Raw genomic sequence first — 17,892 nt, forward strand, 5'->3', positions numbered from 1 at the left:
GCTCGCCGAGCGACGACAATGGTCGCCCCGGACTCAGCCCAGGATGCGCTTGCGCCAGAGTTCGACGGCCTCGGGCCGGGCGCCGCGGTCGAGGAACCAGCCCTCCGGGCCCTGCGGGTGCCCGTCGATGATGGTCAGCACCTGCTCGACGGCGGCCACCGAGACCTTGGTGACCTCCTTGTCGACGACCCGGCCGTCGGGGAGGATCGCATGCCCTCGCAGGCGGCGCAGCACGCCCGGCATGTTCTCGCCGGTAACCAGGTAGTCGGCGACCACCTGCTCCGGGACGACACCGGCCAGGCGCAGGAGGAGGGCGACGACCACGCCCGTGCGGTCCTTGCCGGCCGCGCAGTGCACCAGGAGCGGACCGGGGGCCTCCGCCGCCAGGTCGAGGATCTCCACCAGCCGGGGTGTCGCGATGTCGAGCATCGCGGCGTACAGCGTGCGCAGGCCGCCCGCGAGCGCGTCCGGCGGCAGGGAGTCGCTGACCCGGCCGGTCTCCTCGCCGAGCAGGGGCATCACGTGGATCTCCGAGCCGATCAGCGACAGCGGGTGCGGGGAGCTCCCCCGCTCGACCGCGGAGCGCAGGTCGACCACGGTCGGCGGGGGCCAGGTGAACTCCGCCGCCGGCCGGGCGTCCTCGACCCGGTGCATCTCGCTGCGGTACAGCACGCCCGTGTTGGTGACGCGGCCGTCCGTGGTGGTCATGCCGCCGACGTCGCGCAGGTTGGCGAGCCGTTCCGTGGCGAGATCTTCTGTTCCCATCCGATGTCCTCCCGAGAGCGCGGTGCACGCAGGGTCCCGGCTGCCTCCGTCGGGCGGGTGGCCGGGCCGGGCGGGCCATGCCCGACACAGCGACGGCCACGGCGAGGACCAGACCAGACCTGGCCGTACCGGTCCTTACAGGGCCGGGCCAGGCCCAGACCGGACGGCCCCGACCGGCCAGGCCAGGCCCTGGCCTCGGTGTCATCGCCGCGCGTGCGGACCCACGCCATCCTCGCCGAAGAGGCCGACCTCATGCGGGGCGATTACCCCCACACCGGGCGGCGGCTCGGCGACGGAGGTCGGCCCGGCGACGGACGCTGACTTGGCGACGGGCGTCGCTCGCCGGGCCCGGGACGGGCCGGCGGTGGCCGGCGGACCGGCAGCGGCGGCTGCCTCCTCCGGGTCGACGTCGACGGGGTCGACGAGGTGACGGCCGGTGTTGCGGACGCTGCCGACCTCGGGTGAGACCGGGTGCGCGGCGAACACCCCGGCCGGCGCGGGCCGCAGGATCCCGGCGAGCGCCTCGGGATCCCGCAGCGTCGGGTCGATCCACCGGGACCAGGCCGGGCGCGGCACCACGACGGGTGACCGGTCGTGGATGAACTCGGTGCCCGCGGCCGCGTCGGTGGTGAGGATCGTGAACGTGGTCAGCGGCTGCTCGCCCTTCGACCAGACCTCGTAGAGCCCGGCGAAGGCGAACAGGCCGTCGGCCCCCGGGTGGCCGGCCGGATGGATGTAGTAGGGCTGGCCGCGGCGCGAGCCGCCGGGCCGCCGCCACTCGTAGAAGCCGGTGGCGGGAACGAGGCACCGGCGGGCGGCGAACGCAGCGCGAAACGCCGGCTTGGACGCGACCGACTCGGCGCGGGCGTTGATCAGGCGGCTGCCGATCGCCGGGTCCTTCGCCCAGAACGGGACCAGACCCCAGGTGGCCAGCCGCAGGACCCGCCCACCGCCCACGGCCCGCGGCCCGCCGCCCCCGCCTGTCTCACCAACCTCGCCGCTTTCGCCGGCCCCCCCGGTGCCAACGCCAGCCGCCGGCTCACCGTGCCCGGTGCCGCCCGGCGGCCGACGCGCGACGACGATCGGCATCACCGTGGTCGGGGCGACGTTGTAGCTCTCCGTCACCCGGCCGCCCGTCTCGTCCGCCGCGGACATCGCCGCGGCGAGATCGTCGGCGCTCAGAGTCTGGGTATACCTGCCGCACATGTCTGAGCAGTCTTCCAGCTCCCACCGACACTTCCGGCCAACCAGCACCGGCCCCCGCCGACGGGCGACCAGAAGGGCCGTCCAGAAGGCCGTCCAGGAAGACCGGCCAGGAAGGGTCGCCGGGAGGATCAGACGACGAGCGCGGCCGCCGCGGTCGCCAGGCAGCCCAGCGAGAGCAGTCCGAACGCGCCGACCCAGAAGGCACCCGGCAGTCCGGTGAGGCGGGCGAGCTGGTCCGGGTCGGAGTCCCGGGCGCGCCGCTGCCGCCGCTGCCGCTGGACCTCGATGATCGGCCGCACCGCCCCGAGCAGCAGGAACCAGGTCGCGTAGGCGGCGAAGCCGGCCTGGACGTCGTCCGCCGCGAACCACGAGATCCCGAGCACGACGACGGTGCTGACCAGCACCGACACGACACCGAAGGCGTTGCGGACGACCACCAGCATGACCAGCAGCAGCGCGACGAGGATCTGCAGGAGCAGGCTGATCCGCCCGGTGGCGAGCAGGCCGGAGGCGCCCAGTCCGAGCAGCGACGGCGTCGTGTAGCCGGCGGCGACGGTCAGGATGACCCCGGGCCCGGTCGGCCGGCCCGAGGACACCGTGACGCCGGAGGTGTCGGAGTGCAGGCGCACCCCGGCCAGGCGGCGGCCGGTGGCGACCGCGGCGAGGGCGTGCCCGCCCTCGTGCGCGATCGTCACGACGTGACGGGCGGTCGGCCAGGTGCGGCCGCTCGCCACAGTGAGCAGCGCGACGACCCCGGTGAGGACGAGGATCCAGTGCGCGGGGGCCGGCTGCGCGTCGAGGCTCCGGCTCAGCAGATCGGACGTGGCTGCCCCTCTCCTCGTCGCCGGTGGATCGTCGCCGGCGGACGGACGGTACGCCGCCACGATCGTCCCGCATGAGCCTCCCGGGTCCAACGCCCCGGTATGGCATCGTCCGTCGGCTCGCCGACAGCACGGAGCCGGGCGGGGCGCGGCCGGACGGGGCATCCGGTAAATGCACGACTCGCGCCGCCCCGTGGCGCACGATGGGTCCGCGCACGCCGGGCGGCGGGCGGCGGGCGGCGGACCGCGAGGCACCGATCTGACGGCATACCGATCTGGGGAGGATTCGCGGCATGGCGGAGTACGTGTACCGACCGGTCATCCATACGGCGCTGGGGCTCTTCCGCGCGTTGCGCCTGCGGCTGGACATACGTGGCGAGGAGAACGTGCCGGCCGGCGGCGGGGCCATCGTGCTGATCAACCACGTCTCCTACCTGGACTTCGCGCTCGCCGGGGTTCCCTTCTGGCACGCGCGGCGGCGCATGGTCCGGTTCATGGCCAAGAAGCAGGTGTTCGACCACCGCGTCAGCGGGCCGCTGATGCGTGGGATGCACCACATCCCGGTCGACCGGGCGGCCGGGGCCGGCTCGCTGATCGCGGCGGTGCGCGCGCTGCGCGAGGGCGAGCTCGTCGGGGTGTTCCCCGAGGCCACGATCAGCCCGAGCTACTGCCTGGCGCCGTTCAAGTCGGGCGCCGCCCGGATCGCCGCCGAGGCCGAGGTGCCGGTGATCCCCCTGGTGCTCTGGGGCAGCCAGCGGATCCTGACCAAGGGCCGCCCCCGCAACCTGCGCGCGGCTGTCGGCACGCCGGTCTCGATCACGGTCGGCAAGCCCATCCCGTACTCGGAGCTGCCGGATACCCGGACCGGCACCGCGCTGCTGGAGCTCCGGATGGGCGAGCTGCTCGACGACGCGCAGCGCCGCTACCCCGCGCCCCCGCCGGGTGAGTCCCCCTGGTGGCTGCCCGCCCATCTCGGCGGATCGGCGCCGGAGCCCCCCGCCCGTCCCGCCGGCTGACCCGCGGCCGGCTGCGGAAGAATCGTGGACGGACCCGCAGCACGGACCGGAGGACAGACGTGAGCGACCCCGTGACCGGTCAGGTCACCGACGAGGTGACGGACGAGCAGTTCGTGGACGGGCTGCCCAAGGTGGAGCTGCACGTCCACCTGGAGGGCTCGATGCTGCCGGCGACCCTGCTGCGGCTCGCCCGCCGCCACGGCGTCGACCATCTGCCGACCGACCTGGACGCCCTGCGGGCCTACTACGAGTTCCGCGACTTCGACCACTTCATCGAGGTCTACCTGGCCGCCGTCCAGGTCCTGCGGGACGAGGAGGACTTCCGCCTGCTCGCCCGGGAGACCGCGCTCGGGCTGGCCGCGCAGCGGGTGCGCTACGCGGAGATCACCTTCACGCCCTTCCTGCACGTCCAGCGCGGCATCGACCCCGCGGTCGTGTTCGCCGGTGTGGAGGCGGGCCGGCTCGACGCGGAGCGCGAGGCCGGCATCCAGGTACGCTGGATCACCGACATCCCCGGCCTGCCGGGGACGGACAACGTCACCTCCGGGGAGCGCACCCTGGAGCTGGCCCTGGCCCACGGCGGGGACGGCGTGATCGCGCTGGGCCTGGGCGGGCCCGAGATCGGGGTGCCGCGGCCCCAGTTCGGCCCGGTCTTCACCGCGGCACGGGACGCCGGCCTGCACTGCGTCCCGCACGCGGGCGAGACGACCGGGCCCCGGACCATCTGGGACTCGCTCGAGTACCTGCACGCGGAGCGGATCGGGCACGGGACCAGCGCGCTGGGCGACCCGGCGCTGGTCGAGCACCTGAGCCGGCACCGCATCCCGCTGGAGGTCTCCCCCACCTCGAACCTGTGCACCGGGGCCGTAGCCAGCTACGGGGTGCACCCGCTGCCGGAGATGATCGCGCAGGGCCTCCAGGTGAACCTGAACAGCGACGACCCGCCCATGTTCAACACGACGCTGCGCGCGGAGTACCTGCACGCGCTGCGCTCGCTCGGGCTCTCCCGGCAGCAGGTGTTCGACGTGGCCGCCGCGGCGGTGGAGCACTCCTTCCTGCCGGCGGACGGCAAGGAGCGGCTGCGGGCCGAGTTCACCGCGGCCGCGGCGGATCTCGGCGTCCGTCCCGCGGCCCCCGCGGGGAGCTGAGCAGGCCCCACCGGGGCCTGGCACGCGCTGGCGGAACCCGGACAGGCGTTGCGGGAACGGGCGTCCCGCGTTTATGGGGTGGGCCCACGGGTACCGCAGCCGACGTCGTTGGTGATCAGCCGATTCGTACGGAGGTCACGCCGTGTCGGCGCTGGGATGGTTCCTGCTGGTCCTCGTTCTCGTAATCCTGGGCGTGGTCCTCCTTGGCGTGCTCGGGGGTGCCCGGCTGGCCCCGGGCGGTTCCGGCCGGGCGCTGCGCAGTCGTTTCGGGCCGGAGTACGACCGTGCGGTGGAACACAGCGGCGGGGATCGCCGCGCGGCCGAACGCAGGCTCGCCGAGGTGGCCCGGCGGCGCGACGAGCTTGACCTCCAGCCGCTCGACGAGCCCGCCCGCGCCGGGTATCTCACCCGCTGGGACGCCGTCCAGGCGCGGTTCGTCGACGACCCCGCCGGCTCCGCCCGCCAGGCGGACCGGCTCGTCGTCGAGGTGATGCGCGCCCGGGGCTACCCGGAGTCGACCTTCGACGAGCGGGCCGACCTGATCTCCGCCGAGCGGCCCGAGCTGGTCGCCCCCTACCGGGACGCGCACGCCCACGCCCACGCCGAGGCCCCGGCGGGCGGCCCCGACACCGACGGCCCCGACACCGAGGAACTGCGCACCGCCCTGGTCCAGCTGCGCGGGCTCTTCGGATGGCTGGTCACCGGCGAGACTGAGCCGCGGGACCAGGACGCCCAGAGCTCCCCGGCCCTGGCCGGGCCCCCGCGGCAGCGCACCTGACCGCTCGGACGTCCCCCGCCGCCGGCAACGGCACCGGGCGGGCCTGGCGCACGACTCGGCCGAGACTCCAAGGCAGGAGGACCCGCAATGAACACATCCGACGCACGCGAGCCCGAGATGACACCGCCATCCGGGAAGCGGACCACCGACGGCGGCCCGTCCGCCCGTCCCGCCCCCGGCCCGGCCGGCGCGCCCACGGCCCAGGCGGACCGAACGGCCAGGGTGGACCAGGCGGACGACCGGGCTGCCCCTGCGGCTTCGGCGGCGGAGCCGGGCACGGCGGCGGAGCCGGACGCCTCGGCGTACGCCCTGGTCGGCGACGAGCCGGGGTTCACCACCGGGACGAGCGGCCCCGCGGCACCCCCAGACGCCGTCCGGGACAAGCCGGGCGACGGTGATCCGGCCAGGGCCGGCCGCCCGACCCCTGCCGGCTCGGCACCTGGCGGCCCGGCATCAGCCGGCTCGGCGTCCGCTGGCCCGGCAGGTGCCGGGCCGACGGCCACCGAGGCCACCTCGTCCGGCGAGCCGGAAGGCGCGTGGCGGCAGGTCCTGATCGACTTCGTCGACCATCCCCGCCAGGCGGTCGAGAAGGCCGACCGGCTGGTGGACGAGGCGGTCCGGTCGCTGACCGACCGGATCAGCCGGGAGCACTCGGGGCTGCGCTCTGCCTGGCACGACCACGGTGAGCCGTCGACCGAGGACCTGCGCAAGGCGCTGCGCGGCTACCGGGAGTTCTTCGAGAAGATCCTCAGCGCCCGCTGACCCGCGGGTCAGCGGGCGCTGGCCGGGGGCTGGCCGGTCCTCAGGGGTGTTCGGCGTCGAGGCCGCGGGGTGCCCCGACGGAGCGGCCGGCCAGGTCGAGCTCGCGCAGCTGCTCCTCGGCGGTCTGCTCCACCCGGCGCATGGTCGCCCGCAGGATCGGCGGCGTCATGATCGATGTCACGACCGCCACCAGGACGATCACGGTGTACGTCGCGGTGGAGAGGACGCCGAGGCGCAGGCCCGTCCCGGCCACGACGATCTCGATGACGCCGCGGGCGTTCAGGCCCGCGCCCAGCGAGAGCGCCTCCCAGTGCCCCAGCCGGCTCGCGCGGGCACCGATGTAGGCACCGGCGAACTTGCCCAGGATCGCGAGTCCGAGGATCACGACGGCGGCGAGCGCCACCTCCGGCCGGGTCAGCGCGGTCAGGTCGATGCGCAGCCCGGCGGACGCGAAGAAGATCGGCGCGAGCACGCCCATGACCATCAGGCGGAGCGGTTCGAGCCGCCGGATGTCCAGAGTCGGCGTGGACCCGAGCAGGATGCCGGCGATGAACGCGCCGAGGATCGCCTCCAGTTTGAGAGCGTGCGTCCCGGCGGCCGCGGCGAGGATGAAGACGACCGCCACCGCGATACCGGAACCCGATCCGGTGCCGCCGGTGTCAGCCGTTTCAGCGGACGGCCTGGCAAGGCCGCCGGCGGCGACGGCCAGCCGGGCGAGCGGGCGGCCGACAACGAACGCCGCGGCGACGACACCGATCACGCTGAGCACCGGCCACGCGATGTCGCCGCCGCGCACCCCCGTTGTCGCCATCGCGGAGACCACCGACAGCAACGACCAGCCGACCGCGTCGTCAACCGTGGCGGAGGCGAGGATGAGCTGGCCGACGTTGCGGTGCAGCAGCCGCATGTCGTGCAGGATCTTGGCCGCGACGGGGATCGCGCTGACCCCCATGGCCACCCCGAGGAACAGCGCGAACTCCCCGCGGTCGCCGCCGTCCGCCAGCAGCGACTCCGGCAGGAACAGGCCCGCGCCGATCCCGAGCCCGACCGGCAGCACGAGGCCGGCGATGCTGATCCGCGCGGCGGTGGCTCCCCGCCGACGGACCATCCGCATGTCCATCTCGATGCCGGTGAGGCCCACCAGAAGGATCACGCCGATCTGCCCCAGCGCGTCGAGCAGGTGCATCTGGTCGGGCTCGGCGGGCAGCAGCCAACCCGAGAACTCGGACGCGACCGCCCCGAGCAGCGACGGGCCGACCACCACGCCCGCGAGCAGTTCGCCGACCACGGAGGGCAGCCCGAGTCGGATGGCGAGACGACCGAGCCCCAGCGCGAGGCACAACAGGACGGTCACCTGAAGAAGAAAAATGAGCAATGAATGATGGGACAACGAGGCCACCGGGGCCGCTGTCACGAATGACGTCTCCGTCGCGTTCACTGCGCCAGCCCTCGCCGCCACGTAGTCGTTTCAGCTCGCCGTCACCGGGTGAATCAGGTGCGACGAGGTTAGCGCCCAGCCGAAGATCCCGGGCCCGACTGACAAGAATCGGGACCTCCGGGAAGGCGGTGATGGCTTTCGGTTCGGGCTTGCCGCTTCAGCCCGCCGAAACGCGATCGGGCAACGCATCGACCTCCGACGCAGCGGGCGCAACGGCCTGTGGCGAAGCGACCGCTGGCACGGCGGCCGCGGCGCCGCCCCCGCCATAGCGGGCGACGAGCCGCGCGCGCCGCGCGGGGTCGAGATTGGCCCGGGTCACGTCACCGCCGTAGTGCGCGGCGACCCTCGGATCCATGACTCGGAACCAGAACCGGGGGAACAGCGATGCGACGATCATCGAGCCGTATCCGGCGGGAAGCTGCGGAGCCGAGGCGAAGGACCGCAGCGACTGGTAGCGCACGGTGGGGTGCGCGTGATGATCGCTGTGCCGGGGCAGGTGGTACAGCGCGAGATTGCTGATGACGTCGTCGCTGTTCCAGCTGTGCCGTGGGTCGACCTTCTCGTACCGGCCAGCCGCGGTCCACTCCCGCGCCAGCCCGTAATGCTCGATGTAGTTGACCGACTCCAGCAGGGAGAAGCCGACGACCGCCTGCAGCACGAGGAAGGCGAGCACCGCCGGCCCGAACACCACCGCGAGAACCCCGAACAGCACCACCGTGTAGCACCAGGCGGAAAGCACCTCGTTGCGCGGTGACCAGGGCGAACGACCACGCAGACGCAGCCGGGCCGCCTCGAGCGCCCAGGCCGACCGCAGGCTGCCGACGACCGTGCGCGGCCAGAACCGCCAGAAGCTCTCCCCCATCCGGGCGCTGGCCGGATCCCGCGGCGTCGCGACGTGGACGTGATGGCCCCGGTTGTGCTCCACGTAGAAGTGCCCGTAGGCGGCGGGCGCCAGCATGGCCTTCGCGAGCCGGCGCTCGACCCGGGCGCGCTTGTGGCCCAACTCGTGCGCGGTGTTGATGCCGATCCCGGTGACGGTGCCGAGCGCGAGGACGACCGCCACCCGCTCGACCACCGACAGGTCGCCGCGCGTCCACGCCCAGCAGCCCATGACCAGCGCGACCCCGGCGAGCGGCAGGTAGAGGTAGGTACACCAGCGGTAGTAGCGGTCGGCGTCCAGTGCCTCGCGGGTTCCCTCCGGGGCGCCGACCGGGTCCTTCGGTGTCGTCGCGTCGAGCACGGGCAGCAGCACGAAGACGAAGGCGGGGGTGAGCCACCAGGGCAGGCCCGACCCGGTGCGGTGCCAGAGCCCGAACGAGACGATCGGCAGCAGCGGCGGCAGCAGCGCCGTCAGCCACATGTAACGCTTGCCGTCTCGCCAGGCGGCCCCGCCCGGGCCGACGAGCACTGGCGCCGTCATCTGCCGCCCTCCCAGCCTGCCGGGCCCGCCTGCCCAGGACCCGGCCTCGTCCGCCCGAGCAGTGTCACATCCACCACCGACAGGAACAATCGACCCAGGTGGAAGGCACCCGGCGGCCACCGGCGGTTCACCGACCGGTCCCGCCGGGACACCCCGGCGGTGCAGACTGGCACCGTGAGGCCGCAGAGCGAACCGCCGTCCAGCCCGACGCCCGGACCGCCGGCCGTGCCGGTGGGTGCCGTGCCGGAGGTGGCACGGCACGGGTCGATGACCGATGCTCCGCCGTGGATCGGCGGTGTCACGATCGGCACGCTGTTCCTCTCGGCGGCCGTCCTCATCACTTACACGCTCCTCCCACTGCCCGGGCAGGAGTCCCTCGGTGATCTGAACTACGTCGTCGCCGGGCTACTCTTCGCCGGCCACATCACCTTCACCCGCCTCTACCGCACCCGGCTGGCCCGCCCGGCCAGCGGGAGCCCGCCCCACCGACCGGGCCACGACCCCGACGGAGCGGGCCCACCGGCCAAGCCAAGCCGACCGGAGCCCTCCGACGCCCCGGCCGAGTGACGCAGGCGACGCGTGCGAGGTGATTTCGGCCGGCCTGCGGGCTGAGACGATGCGTCGGTGTCCGCCCTGGTCGTCGTACTTGTCGGCCTTGTCGCCGGGGTGGTGGCGCAGCGCTCGTTCCAGCTCCCTGACGACGCCCCGCGGGCGCTCAACATCTGGCTGCTCGACGTCGCCCTGCCCGCGCTGACCCTGCACGTGCTGCACGGCGTGGAGATCCCGTCGAACGTCGCGATCGTTGTGGCCGCCCCGTACCTTCTGTTCGCCGTCACCGTGCTGATCTACCTGGCGGCGGCACGGCTGATGCGGCTGCCGCGGGAGGTCGTGGTCGCGCTGGTGGCCGCGACCGCGGTGGCGAACACCTCGTTCGTCGGCATCCCGATGGTCACGGCGTTCTTCGGCGAGCAGTGGGTACCCGTCGCGCTGCTCGCCGACCAGCTCGGCTCCTCCCTGCTGCTGAACACCGTCGTGCTGGTGCTGGTGACGGCCACCGCGGGCGCCGCGTCGACGCCGCTGGCGGTGGCCCGCAGGGCGTTGGCACGTCCCTCGCTCATCGCCCTGGTGCTGGCGCTGGCGCTGCGCCCGGTGGGCTTCCCCGCCTGGCTGGACGAGGCCCTGGCCTCGATCGGGGCAACGCTCACCCCGCTGGCCCTGTTCTCGGTGGGCCTGCAGCTGCGGCTGCCGGCTGTCCGCCGGTGGCGGCGTGAGCTGGCCCTGGGGCTGGTGGTGAAGCTGGCCGTGGCGCCGGTCGTGGTCCTGGGCTGCTACGCGCTCGCGGGCGCGCTCACCGACCCGGACGTCCTCACCGATCCGAACGTCAGGGTGGCGTTGTTCGAGACCGCCATGCCGCCGATGGTCGCCGGGGCGATCATCGCCAACCGGCACGGCCTGGCGCCGCCGCTGCCGAGCCTGCTCGTCGGGGTGGGCGCTCCGCTGTCGGTGCTCACCCTCGCGGTCTGGTCACTCCCGCTACACCCGTAACGCCGGATTACCGGATGGCCGCAAGCAACTACAAGGGCGTCCTATAGTTGGATAGGGAGGCTATCCAGAGGTCGCAGCCGCCGCACGGGCAGACGAGGCTCCTCCACGGGCGGCAGCACGCGGCGGTCGCCTGGAGGCGGCGTCGCCCCGAGACCGCTGCCCCCCGGGGACGGCGGTCCGCCGGGCGGCCGCACCGCGCACGGCGCCAGACACGAGCAGCACGAGAACGGAGGCGGCCACGTGGCCGAGACCCAGGCGGAGCAGGTACAGACCCCGAGCGAGACCCCGGTGGCCGGCGAGATCCGGCGGATCGGCGTCGTCGGATGCGGTCTGATGGGCTCCGGAATCGCCGAGGCGTGCGCCCGGGCGGGACTCGACGTCCTGGTCCGGGAGGTCGACGCCGGCGCTGTCGAGGCCGGCCGCCGCCGGATCACCGCCTCATTGGACCGCGGCACCCGCAACGGCAAGCTCCAGGAGGCCGACCGGGACGCGGCGCTGGCACGACTGTCGTTCACCACCGACCTCGGCGACTTCGTCGACCGCCAGTTCACCGTCGAGGCCATCGCCGAGAACGAGCAGGCCAAGACCGAGATCTTCGCCGCCCTCGACAAGGTCGTCGCCGACGACTCCGCGATCTTCGCCTCGAACACGTCGTCCATCCCGATCATGAAGCTGGGGATGGCCACCGGCCGGCCGGACCAGGTTCTCGGCGTGCACTTCTTCAACCCGGTGCCGGTGATGCGGCTGGTCGAGCTCGTCCCGTCGCTGCTCACCTCGGAGCAGACCCTCGCCCGCGCCCAGACGTTCGTGACCTCGGCGCTGCACAAGGAGGTCATCCGGTCGCAGGACCGCGCCGGCTTCGTGGTGAACGCGCTGCTCGTGCCCTACCTGCTCTCGGCCATCCGGATGCAGGAGTCCGGCTTCGCCTCCGCGGAGGACATCGACCTCGGCATGGTGCTCGGCTGCGCCCACCCGATGGGGCCGCTGCGGCTGATCGACCTGATCGGGCTCGACACGGTGAAGGCCGTCGCCGAGTCGATGTACGAGGAGTTCAAGGAGCCGCTGTACTCGCCGCCGCCGCTGCTGCTGCGGATGGTGGACGCCGGCCTGCTCGGAAAGAAGACCGGGCGCGGCTTCCACAGCTACGCCTGACCCACCTGACCATCGCCAGGACCAGCTAGGACGAGGACGGCACGGACGTGGACCCGAACTTCGACACCTACCGGCTCACCGACACCCACGTCGCCGTGCGCGAGGCGGTGCGCGATCTCGCCGAGAAGGAGATCGCCCCGTTCGCCGCCGACGCCGACGAGAACGAGCGCTATCCCGTCGAGGCCCACAACGCGTTGGTCCGCTCCGGGTTCAGCGCCGTACACATCCCGGAGAGCTACGGCGGCCAGGGCGCCGACTCGGTGACGACCTGCATCGTCATCGAGGAGGTGGCCCGGGTCTGTGCCTCCTCGTCCCTCATTCCGGCGGTCAACAAGCTCGGCACCATGCCGATCCTGCTGTCCGGCTCGGAGGATCTGAAGAAGCTGGTCCTGCCCTCCATCGCCAGCGGGGAGGCGACCGCCTCCTACGCGCTCTCGGAGCGGGAGGCCGGCTCCGACACCGCGTCCATGCGCACCCGGGCGCACCTCGACGGCGACCACTGGGTCCTCAACGGCACGAAGACCTGGATCACCAACGCCGGCGAGTCCCTCTGGTACACCGTCATGGCCGTGACCGACCCGAACGCGGCGAAGCCGGCCAACGGCATCTCGGCGTTCGCCGTCCGGGCCGACGACCCCGGCTTCGAGGTCGGCTCGAAGGAGCGCAAACTCGGCATCAAGGGCTCCCCCACCCGAGAGATCCACTTCGTCAACTGCACGATCCCCGCCGACCGCATCATCGGCGAGCCCGGCACCGGCCTGCGCACCGCCCTGGCCACCCTCGACCACACCCGGCCCACAATCGGCGCCCAGGCCGTCGGCATCGCCCAGGGCGCGCTGGACGCGGCGATCGGCTACGTCCGCGAGCGCCGCCAGTTCGGCCGCGCGATCGCCGACAACCAGGCCGTCCAGTTCATGCTCGCCGACATGGCGATGAAGATCGAGGCCGCCCGGCACATGGTGTACGTGGCCGCGGCCCGCGCCGAGCGCGGCGAGCCGAACCTCGGCTTCATCACGGCCGCGGCGAAGTGCTTCGCCTCGGACGTCGCCATGGAGGTGACCACCGACGCCGTCCAGCTCTTCGGCGGCGCCGGCTACACCCGCGACTTCCCGGTCGAGCGGATGATGCGCGACGCAAAGATCACCCAGATCTACGAGGGCACCAACCAGATCCAGCGCGTCGTCATGTCCCGCGCCCTGCTCAAGGGCTGACGAACTCGCGTTTCCCCTGGCAGCAGCCATGACCTGGGCCACCAGCCGATCATGGGGTGGCGACGTCGAACCTGGTTGACCAGGCCGCTCCGGGTAATGTTCTTCATGATTTCCTCTTTCGGTTTCCGCTGTTTGGTCGGCGGCGCGAACGCGACGCCGTTGGCGCTGCGGCGGGGCGGTCATTCGTAGTTCTGGCGGGGCCGCAGAGCCGTGAGGACGCGTCGGTCGTGGCAGGCCTGATAGGTGAGGGCAACTGCCGCCGTCTGCGAGGGAACCTCGAGCTTGCGCAGGATCCCGTTGATCTGTGTTCGCACGGTGGTCAGCGCGACAGGCCGCATCCGGACGATGTCCGCGGCGGCCAGCCCCGCGGCCAGGTCCGCGAGGACGGCCGCTTCCCGATCGGTGAGCTGCTCGAAGCGGTCCGACTCGGCCTTGCGCTGACGGATCCTGCGGTGGAGCTGGTCGCGGCTGTCGGGCTGGAGCGGCCCAGCGCGCAGGGCGGAGTCGACATGGTCGAGGACTTCGGAGAAGGGCAGGTCGGCATTGACCACCGCGCCAGCCCCGCGGAGCAGTCCGTCGGCCAGTTCGCCGAGGCTGGTCAGCCCGCCGACCAGGATCAAGAGCTCCGGTGCAGCCAGGTTCGCCCCGGCGGGCGGCAGCCGGAGGCGGCCGTGGTCATCGGCCGCGAGCACCAGGTGGACGCAGGACCCGGCGGGGTGGCTCCCGACCGGCCCGGTGCCGTGTACCGCCCATCCGCGTGCGGCGAGTCCGGCGGCCAGCGCCGAGGCCAGCTGGCTGCGCGGAAGCGGAACAGCGACCGGCCGGCCGCTGCCTCCGAACGCGCGCGTCCCCTTATCCGGGTGGACGTGGACTGGTGCCGACGGTCTGCGGCTGCGGGCAAGGGTGATGACCGAGCCGGTATCCCGCCGGTCGCCGGCCAGATAGTTACCGGAACCAGGCATGCAACTCTCCCATCGACGGCCGCCAGGTCGTCCCGTCCGCGGCTTCGTAGATACGGCCGACCGTGCGCTTCTCCACGGGAAGCCGAGGCAGATCGGGGGCATCCTGCCGCCGCCGGGTCGAGCGGGCACGGCGAACCCGATCCCGGTTGTCCGGAGCCGCTCTGCCGCGCACGCCCAGGGCGTTGAGTTCCTCGTCCACCTGGCCGATAAGCGCGTCGATCTCGGCGACGCCGGCCGGGTCACTGTCCCGTTCCGCGTCCCGCCGGGCGACCTCCAGATCCGCGCGGAACCCGGCAAGAACCTTCGCATCCTCCGTTGGAGGATCGGGGACGGGAAGCGGTTCGTCGTCGAGATGCCAGCCCGCCTTGCACTGGGCCATCCGCAGCCGCCGGGCCTTCTCCGCGCACGGTGGGCATTTGCTGGCGAGGGTCGCGCCGCAGGGCACGGGGATGATCTTGGTTTCGCAAGTGTCGAGGTTCGTCCGTCGCATCGCCATCGGCCGCACGCACACGCCGTTCTCCACGGCGACCGCTTCGACGACCGCACGGGCGAGCGGCATCCGCATCCGTGCCATCCGCGAGCCGGGCCGGTCGTCACGATCGTCACGGGCGGTGGGGTCGAGGGGGACGGCCGGGTCATGGCCGGTGGGGGAAGGGAGGGTCACGCGGGCTGGTCCTCCGAGACGTCGAGGTCCGGACAGTCGGGAGCGGTGGGCGTGACGGGTTCGGTGAAGCAGGTGCAGGCGCAGCCGGCCTGGGTGGCGGTATCGCCACGGCAGCGGCCCCGCCGGTGCGCGACGTAGAGGTGGGAGCAGGTGGCGCACACCGGCACCACAGGCAGCGGCGCGGACAGGTCCAACGGGTCGCCGGCCGGGCCGGTCACGCGACCTCACCCCACCCCGTCGGATCGTCAGCACCCGTCGGGACGTCATCGGCGTAGGCGTCGAGGTCCGGTGTCCACCCGCCGCCGGTTGCTGTCGACGGCCGGTAGGCCCAGACGGTGCGGCTGATCTCGGTGTCGTCGATGTGGGCCGCGCGGACCCGGACCGGTTCGGGCTGTCCCTCCGCCAGGACGTAGCCCACGCCGGGCAGCGACAGCGGGATCTCATCGGCCCGTGCCCCGCGGTCCCGAGCGCCGGAACCGAGCACGAGATCGGCCTGTTCGGTTTCGGTCATGCGCAGTGCGACCCGGACCGGGAACAGGTCCCGGAACGGGAGCACCTCCTTGCGCGGGTCCTGGACCGCCGCCAGGACCACGACGCCGGGGGCGCGTCCCTGGGAGAGCAGCAGGGGCAGCGCCGCCCCGATCCGCTTCTTGACGTCCCGGTCGGTGACGTAGGCGGTCAGGGAGGCGATTTCGTCGACGACCACCACGATCAGCGGGTCACCGGCGGTGGGGGTGTGCAGCCGGGTCCGGCCCCGCAGCCGTGCCGTGCGTCGTTGCATGACCGCCACGGCGTCGTCGAGGAGATCGGCGATCTCGCCGGTGGTGGTGGCGAACCGGGTGAACAGCGGTTCCCCGAAGGCGAGTTCCATCCCTCCCTTCGGGTCGCAGACCCACAGCTCCACCAGCCCGGCACGCACGGCCGGGCCCAAGCCGCGGATGGCGGATGCGGGAACGGCGGATGAGCCAGCAGGCGTTGGCCGCCGCGTCCGGGGTGTCGGTCGCGACCCTGCGGGAGCTGGCACGGGGAACCAGCAGCCGCCGCGCCCAGGACTCCACGCTCGCCGCCATCTCCCGCGCGTTGGGATGGCCCGACGACCACCTGTTGACCGTCCTGCTTGGCAGGCAGCCCGACGAGGTGCCGCTACGGGCCCTGCCCGTGGATCAGCAGATCCTGGACGTCCTGCTCCGCATCGAACGCAGCGTTGCCGCCATCGGCGCCCAGCTCCACGCGACCGCCGAGCCGTACGACAGCGTCCGGTAGCGCCGGCCGGAAACGCGAAAGGGCCAGACCGGGTGGCGCGGTAGCCACCAGGTCCGGCCCTCACGAGCCCAGGCGCAGGCTCAGTCGACCCCCCGAGGATCGGCCGAGCCCGCGCCTGTCTCATCCCGAGTCCCCCCGATGGGACAGCTCAGGAAGACCCGGATCGCGTCGAACGCATCCGCGTGCCCCGCCCGGTACGCCTGCTGCTCCTCCCGGGTGATCCACCGCGACCGGTCCGGGAACCCCGTGGGGATGTCAAGCGCCGAGCCAGTCAGCCGCAGCAGGTCCCGCCGGGACACCTGCCCGGCGGGCACCTGGTAGACCAGGATCACGTCTCCGTCCCCGTGCACCGAGTGGAACTCCAGACCCGCCGGCATCTCCGCCAGCGCCCGGTGCAGATCCGCCAGATCCGACCCCGCCTGGATCACCACCGCCCAGGCACCCGCACCCCACGGCAACATCACCACCGCCGGCCGCGACCGATCACCGCCCACATCGGTACGCAGCGGCCGGGCGTTATGCGCGTTCACTGGTAACGCCGAGCCCGCCGCGTGACCAGATGATCCAGATGCCCGCCGGGCCCGGGACTTCCTGCTCACCGCCGCCAGTGGCGCAGCGTCCCCGAAATCGCCCAGGTCAACGACGCCGTCAAAGCCTGGAGACTGCCCACCGCCTGACCGCGCGGCCCCGCTGTTTAATCAGGATGCACACGGTGTCTACCCTGAGTGGTCGTGCCGCCGACCCATGAAGCCCAGGTAGACGCCGAAGACTGGGAAGCCTTCCGCCACACCGAACGGATGGCCGACCACTGGTGGTGGCGCCCCGGATGGCGACCAGACCGCCACTACCTGACCTGGTACCTCGTCTTCCACGACCAGGCGCTCACCGACTACGTGGCCGGTTTCCAGCGCGCGCTGGCCGACCTGGAGTACCTCGACCCCGTGCCGGTCGACGGACTACACACGACCGTGCAGGGAGTGGCGTTCGCCGACGAGCTACCGGCCGAGACCGTCGCCGCGATCGGGAAGGCCGCGGACGAGCGGTGCGCCGACATCGAGCCGTTCACTCTCACCGTCGGCCCCATCGCCGCCTACACCGGAGGCACCTTCCTCCGCACCGCCCCATGGCAACCGGTCGCCGACCTACGCGAACGGCTACGAGCCGCCATCGGTGACGTCCTGGGCCCCGACGCCGTGCCCGACGAACCCGCCCGCTTCAAACCCCACATCAGCGTCACCTACTGCAACGCCACCCCACCCGCCAACGAGGTCATCCACCGACTGTCCGAACTCCGCCAACAGCCACCGATCAGCCTGCCTGTCACCAGCGTCGACCTGCTCGAACTACGTCGAGACGGCCATGCCTACCAATGGGACGTCCGCCACCACACCAACCTCACCGGCTGACCAGCACCGACAGGGCCACGGAGCGAGCCGCGTAGTTGCCGAAATTCTCGTTTTGAGATCAAGAGCGGCGCCGGCCGCGCCGCGCGGCCGTGGACGGCCGTGCTCGCCGGGCGCGTCGCATCTTGCGCGCCACAGATAGCCTCTGCATCCAGAGTAAGACTCGGAATCTGAATAGAACAGCGCTAGTAAGATATCAAGGCGAGCATTCTTGTTCGCTAATTTATTTTTGGGGGTCACATGTACGGCAGCTGTAGATAGGTCTGGCGGTGCTCGTCGCTGCTGTTCGGCGGCTTGAGGGGGTGGCTGCAAGCATGAGGACGGCCGCCTTGATCATG

General features: G+C 72.5%; 18 protein-coding genes and 2 pseudogenes. 10 read left to right on the forward strand and 10 right to left on the reverse strand.

What is annotated here, in order from left to right; genetic code table 11:
• Window positions 1–33: 33 nt before the first annotated feature.
• From BBK14_RS13855 to BBK14_RS13865, 3 genes are all read right to left on the reverse strand, one after another.
• Window positions 34–765 (reverse strand): tyrosine-protein phosphatase, encoded by a 732-nt coding sequence (locus tag BBK14_RS13855; protein ID WP_071062580.1) that lies wholly within the window; start codon window positions 763–765, stop codon window positions 34–36.
• A 201-nt stretch (window positions 766–966) separates the two neighbouring features.
• Window positions 967–1,971, reverse strand: coding sequence for an SOS response-associated peptidase (locus BBK14_RS13860; protein ID WP_071062582.1), 1,005 nt, complete (start codon window positions 1,969–1,971; stop codon window positions 967–969).
• A 128-nt stretch (window positions 1,972–2,099) separates the two neighbouring features.
• Window positions 2,100–2,855 (reverse strand): M50 family metallopeptidase, encoded by a 756-nt coding sequence (locus tag BBK14_RS13865; RefSeq protein WP_020459800.1) that lies wholly within the window; start codon window positions 2,853–2,855, stop codon window positions 2,100–2,102.
• A gap of 230 nt (window positions 2,856–3,085) precedes the next feature.
• Here BBK14_RS13865 and BBK14_RS13870 point away from each other — a divergent pair, with 230 nt between their 5' ends.
• From BBK14_RS13870 to BBK14_RS13885, 4 genes are all read left to right on the forward strand, one after another.
• Complete coding sequence (locus tag BBK14_RS13870; protein WP_071062584.1) at window positions 3,086–3,808, forward strand: lysophospholipid acyltransferase family protein; 723 nt, start codon at window positions 3,086–3,088, stop codon at window positions 3,806–3,808.
• Window positions 3,809–3,867: 59 nt separating this feature from the next.
• Window positions 3,868–4,956 (forward strand): adenosine deaminase, encoded by a 1,089-nt coding sequence (gene add / locus BBK14_RS13875; RefSeq protein ID WP_071062586.1) that lies wholly within the window; start codon window positions 3,868–3,870, stop codon window positions 4,954–4,956.
• A gap of 142 nt (window positions 4,957–5,098) precedes the next feature.
• Window positions 5,099–5,734, forward strand: a complete 636-nt coding sequence (locus tag BBK14_RS13880; RefSeq protein ID WP_071062588.1) for a hypothetical protein — start codon at window positions 5,099–5,101, stop codon at window positions 5,732–5,734.
• Window positions 5,735–5,821: 87 nt separating this feature from the next.
• Window positions 5,822–6,496 (forward strand): hypothetical protein, encoded by a 675-nt coding sequence (locus tag BBK14_RS13885; protein ID WP_071062590.1) that lies wholly within the window; start codon window positions 5,822–5,824, stop codon window positions 6,494–6,496.
• Between the two features lie 40 nt (window positions 6,497–6,536).
• Here BBK14_RS13885 and BBK14_RS13890 read toward each other — a convergent pair whose 3' ends face one another.
• Window positions 6,537–7,910, reverse strand: coding sequence for a cation:proton antiporter (locus BBK14_RS13890; protein ID WP_116430071.1), 1,374 nt, complete (start codon window positions 7,908–7,910; stop codon window positions 6,537–6,539).
• A 181-nt stretch (window positions 7,911–8,091) separates the two neighbouring features.
• A complete protein-coding gene (locus BBK14_RS13895) occupies window positions 8,092–9,354 on the reverse strand; it encodes an alkane 1-monooxygenase (RefSeq protein WP_071062594.1) in 1,263 nt (420 codons plus the stop codon).
• Window positions 9,355–9,594: 240 nt separating this feature from the next.
• Between BBK14_RS13895 and BBK14_RS13900 the strand changes: the two genes are divergently transcribed.
• The 4 genes from BBK14_RS13900 to BBK14_RS13915 all read left to right on the forward strand — a co-directional run bounded on the left by BBK14_RS13900 (window position 9,595) and on the right by BBK14_RS13915 (window position 13,262).
• Complete coding sequence (locus BBK14_RS13900) at window positions 9,595–9,921, forward strand: hypothetical protein (protein ID WP_241831470.1); 327 nt, start codon at window positions 9,595–9,597, stop codon at window positions 9,919–9,921.
• A 57-nt stretch (window positions 9,922–9,978) separates the two neighbouring features.
• The gene (locus BBK14_RS13905; protein ID WP_071062596.1) at window positions 9,979–10,899 is read left to right on the forward strand and encodes an AEC family transporter; all 921 of its coding nucleotides are present in this window, start codon (window positions 9,979–9,981) and stop codon (window positions 10,897–10,899) included.
• A 240-nt stretch (window positions 10,900–11,139) separates the two neighbouring features.
• Complete coding sequence (locus BBK14_RS13910; RefSeq protein WP_071062598.1) at window positions 11,140–12,051, forward strand: 3-hydroxybutyryl-CoA dehydrogenase; 912 nt, start codon at window positions 11,140–11,142, stop codon at window positions 12,049–12,051.
• Between the two features lie 47 nt (window positions 12,052–12,098).
• Entirely contained in the window at window positions 12,099–13,262 is a 1,164-nt protein-coding gene (locus tag BBK14_RS13915; RefSeq protein ID WP_071062600.1) for an acyl-CoA dehydrogenase family protein, read from the forward strand.
• Between the two features lie 179 nt (window positions 13,263–13,441).
• Here BBK14_RS13915 and BBK14_RS13920 read toward each other — a convergent pair whose 3' ends face one another.
• From BBK14_RS13920 to BBK14_RS13935, 4 genes and pseudogenes are all read right to left on the reverse strand, one after another.
• A complete protein-coding gene (locus BBK14_RS13920; protein ID WP_071062602.1) occupies window positions 13,442–14,224 on the reverse strand; it encodes a LuxR C-terminal-related transcriptional regulator in 783 nt (260 codons plus the stop codon).
• A 10-nt stretch (window positions 14,225–14,234) separates the two neighbouring features.
• Window positions 14,235–14,888: pseudogene (locus tag BBK14_RS13925) on the reverse strand (replication initiator); the annotation flags it as partial.
• A complete protein-coding gene (locus BBK14_RS13930) occupies window positions 14,885–15,106 on the reverse strand; it encodes a hypothetical protein (protein ID WP_071062603.1) in 222 nt (73 codons plus the stop codon). The pseudogene BBK14_RS13925 and the gene BBK14_RS13930, both read right to left, overlap by 4 nt.
• Window positions 15,103–15,837, reverse strand: a pseudogene (locus BBK14_RS13935) (FtsK/SpoIIIE domain-containing protein); the annotation flags it as partial. The gene BBK14_RS13930 and the pseudogene BBK14_RS13935, both read right to left, overlap by 4 nt.
• Between BBK14_RS13935 and BBK14_RS13940 the strand changes: the two are divergent.
• On the forward strand, window positions 15,834–16,151 hold the full coding sequence (locus BBK14_RS13940; protein WP_071062647.1) for a helix-turn-helix domain-containing protein: 318 nt from the start codon (window positions 15,834–15,836) through the stop codon (window positions 16,149–16,151). The pseudogene BBK14_RS13935 and the gene BBK14_RS13940 sit on opposite strands and share 4 nt — an antisense overlap.
• Before the next feature lie 80 nt (window positions 16,152–16,231).
• Here BBK14_RS13940 and BBK14_RS13945 read toward each other — a convergent pair whose 3' ends face one another.
• Window positions 16,232–16,681, reverse strand: coding sequence for a hypothetical protein (locus tag BBK14_RS13945; protein ID WP_071062605.1), 450 nt, complete (start codon window positions 16,679–16,681; stop codon window positions 16,232–16,234).
• A 195-nt stretch (window positions 16,682–16,876) separates the two neighbouring features.
• Between BBK14_RS13945 and BBK14_RS13950 the strand changes: the two genes are divergently transcribed.
• Window positions 16,877–17,557, forward strand: a complete 681-nt coding sequence (locus BBK14_RS13950) for a 2'-5' RNA ligase family protein (RefSeq protein WP_083390927.1) — start codon at window positions 16,877–16,879, stop codon at window positions 17,555–17,557.
• Window positions 17,558–17,892 lie beyond the last annotated feature (335 nt).

Source organism: Parafrankia soli (assembly GCF_001854695.1).
Classification (GTDB): domain Bacteria; phylum Actinomycetota; class Actinomycetes; order Frankiales; family Frankiaceae; genus Parafrankia; species Parafrankia soli.

Excerpts from the sequence above, each read along its gene's own strand:
- BBK14_RS13870 (WP_071062584.1), top strand. The coding sequence starts at position 3,086 with ATGGCGGAGTACGTGTACCGACCGGTCATCCATACGGCGCTGGGGCTC.
- BBK14_RS13895 (WP_071062594.1), bottom strand. The coding sequence starts at position 9,354 with ATGACGGCGCCAGTGCTCGTCGGCCCGGGCGGGGCCGCCTGGCGAGAC.
- BBK14_RS13885 (WP_071062590.1), top strand. The coding sequence starts at position 5,822 with ATGAACACATCCGACGCACGCGAGCCCGAGATGACACCGCCATCCGGG.
- BBK14_RS13920 (WP_071062602.1), bottom strand. The coding sequence starts at position 14,224 with ATGCCTGGTTCCGGTAACTATCTGGCCGGCGACCGGCGGGATACCGGC.
- BBK14_RS13860 (WP_071062582.1), bottom strand. The coding sequence starts at position 1,971 with ATGTGCGGCAGGTATACCCAGACTCTGAGCGCCGACGATCTCGCCGCG.
- BBK14_RS13940 (WP_071062647.1), top strand. The coding sequence starts at position 15,834 with ATGCGGGAACGGCGGATGAGCCAGCAGGCGTTGGCCGCCGCGTCCGGG.
- BBK14_RS13855 (WP_071062580.1), bottom strand. The coding sequence starts at position 765 with ATGGGAACAGAAGATCTCGCCACGGAACGGCTCGCCAACCTGCGCGAC.